Source organism: Cyanobacteriota bacterium (assembly GCA_025054735.1).
GTDB lineage: Bacteria > Cyanobacteriota > Cyanobacteriia > SKYG9 > SKYG9 > SKYG9.
On record JANWZG010000452.1, the window covers coordinates 1 to 2875 of the forward strand.

Genomic DNA, 2875 nt, shown 5'->3' on the forward strand with positions numbered 1-2875 from the left:
CGAAAACGCCAATTTACCTGTGCTACGAGGAAAAGCGGGCGATCGCCACCTCGCTGTTCCCACTAATCCCAGCCCTGCTAACCCACAAGCAACGATCGCTAAGAGCAGAAACCGTGAACCAAGTACGTAACCTTGCCGTGAGCGTCGCAGTTTCATAAGCAGCTAATGGCTAGCGATAGCATACTGTACCCAATCTGGCTGCCATTGTAGCGTTGACTCGCTGTGAGACGCTCATTTAGCATCGCAGAGAGACTGATAAACTGCCATGGTTTCAGCAGCAGTTTTTTGCCAACTAAACTGGCTAGCCCGTTGTTGTCCTTTGGCAATCAGCCGATCGCGCTCACTTGGATTGTTAAGCACCCACAGAAGCTGATCGATGAGTTCATCGGGTTGTTTTGGGTCAAACAGCAAGCCAGCATCGCCCACGACCTCTGGAATGCTAGCGCAATTAGCCGCAATCGCCACTGTTCCACATACCATCGCCTCCAGGGGTGGAATGCCAAATCCCTCGTATAGAGACGGATAGACCAGCGCTAGACTGTGATGGTACAGGGTAGCCAGGCAGCGATCGTCTACTAAACCAGCGTGATGAATGCGATCGCCCAACCGCAATGCAGCAATATGAGCCTGTTCTTCAGCACTGAAGGGTGAACCAACTACACACAGAGTTAAATCTCGATAGTTCTGGACAATCACGGCTAATGCCTGTAACAACCCATCAAAGTTTTTATAACCACGGCGACCACCAACATAGAGCAAGTAGGGTTGCCTCGGGGTTACGGGTGCTGCGCTGACCATGCTGGGGTGTAAATCGGTAGCTAGGTAGGTTACTGTAGTCTTAGCTTCTAGATGGGGATAGCGTTCTAGCAGGTCTTGACGAGTATGCTCAGAAATGCAGAGGATAGCTTGCGCTGCGTGGACTGCCTGACGCTTACATTCAGTGATAGTGCCCAAGGGGTCTAAGTCTGCTGCAAATCGTTCAGTAATCATGTCCCAGACGGTGATAACGAGCGGATAGGAAACTCGAGCAAATGCTTGGTTGGTGAGCAAGCTATAGTAGGTTGGATGGATGATATCAGGACGAGTTTGAGCAGTAACCCATCGGAAGTAATATGCACCGAATCGACCAGAAATACGGCTAGGCAAGAGCCGCGATCGATAAAGACACAGCCTGAGCCTAGGATGAGCGATCGCAGTTACAGGGTTACCATAGCAAGCCATGACCGTCGGAGTGACTGTTGCAGGCAGATGACTAATTAGATTATTGAAGTATCGGTTAATACCACCCACAAACAAATGGGTATACACTAGCCCGTCGTACAAAACTCTCATCCTGACTATCCCTATCTACATTGACCCTACCTGCCGATAGCAGCTTTGAGTCGCTGAGCCAAGCTTGATGGTAACAGGTGCTTAAGCAGTTGCCTACCATGCTGCTGTGCTAGGAATGGCAAGTATGACCATGCCCAATAGCCTATCCATCGCCACCATAGGGTGATTTGCAGGGTGATTTGTTGGCTGGCATCTGACTGCACCGATGAGAGTGTTAGCGATCGCGACACAGGAGACTGCCCAAATTGGTCAAGTAATTGCTGGAGATTGTGGGTTAAGGTAGCTTGGGAAAATTGCTCAGCGATGGTCTGGCGGGCCGCTGCCCCTAGCTGACGGCAACGGGCACGATTGTTGTATAGCTCCACAACATAGTCAGCAAAATCCTCAGCCTGATCAGCAATCAAGCCATTTACCCCATGCTGAATTGGGGAACTTGCCGCTACATTCCGCAGGGCAATCACTGGCACACCGTGAGCCATCGCCTCCACAATTTTGGTCTGTTGTCCTGTGCCACCAATCAGCGGACAAATGGCAAAGGGACTATCAGCATACACAGGGGTCAAGTCAGGCACGAAGCCAGTCAGATTAATGCCCTCTGCCGGAAACACCTCGCGGCAGGCAGAGCCAACTACCTGGAGTTGAAACTGGGGCAGGCGCGATCGCACCAAGGGCAATATCCGCAGAGCAAAATAGGCATAGCCCTGCAAATTAAACGGATTGCCACCGATGGCAAAGATTGGCTGTCCGCTGTAGGTGTTGCTGACGGGGGGAACAGTTGCCACCATGGGCAGATAGGCTACCTGGGTATGCTGAGTATGGCGGCGTATGAGATCTGCTTCAGCAGGGGCAATGGCAATTGTATAGTCAAACTGATCGAGAATGTGGTATTCTATGGGATCCGCTTCCAGGCCAAGTTGCTGATAGCAAGACTCATCCAGGGCAGGGGGAGCAAGCTGGTTTGGATCCAATGGCAGTGTTTTGATATAGCCTTGCAGTGCCAGACGCATCCTACGGTTCAGGGTGCAGAGGTCGATCGTGTCGATTAGCCGACAGGCAGTACGAAATTCCTGCCCGATCGCCAACTCTCCCCAAAACCCATAGTTCACTACCACTACAGAGGGTTGGAGCTTGCGAAATACTTGCCGAAACTGCTGTCGTAACCCCAGTGGGGTGTAGCTGTCCCAATAACGACGATCGCTGAGGGCGCTAAATCGTACTGCCAGAAAGCGCTCAAATGCCGTCCCTTGATAGACTTCCACCTGTACATCCAGAGCTGCCTGAAGTGTTTGGAGTGCGGCGCGATCGTCAACAGGCCAAGGATGATCGCTAAACAGATCTGTCCCTAGCAGGGTGATGCGATACCCCAGGGTTTTCAATGCTGTTAGCACAGTTAAGCAGCGCCAATGGGCGCCTGTTTTGGGGGGATAGGGATTGTGGGGAAAAAACACCAGTGCTGCTGGCTGAATATCTGTCCTCTGAGTCATAGCAGATCACACCTCAACCCAAGGACGATCAACCACACGCGATCGTCGGTGCTGTATGG

Annotated in this window: 2 protein-coding genes; both read right to left on the reverse strand. The window is 51.8% G+C overall.

Translation table 11 applies throughout. The annotated features are described in order from the left end of the window. Positions 1–231 precede the first annotated feature (231 nt). Entirely contained in the window at positions 232–1332 is a 1101-nt protein-coding gene (locus tag NZ772_16650) for a glycosyltransferase family 4 protein (protein ID MCS6815185.1), read from the reverse strand. Positions 1333–1358: 26 nt separating this feature from the next. Further along, complete coding sequence (locus tag NZ772_16655) at positions 1359–2816, reverse strand: glycosyltransferase family 4 protein (protein ID MCS6815186.1); 1458 nt, start codon at positions 2814–2816, stop codon at positions 1359–1361. Between the last annotated feature and the right edge of the window lie 59 nt (positions 2817–2875).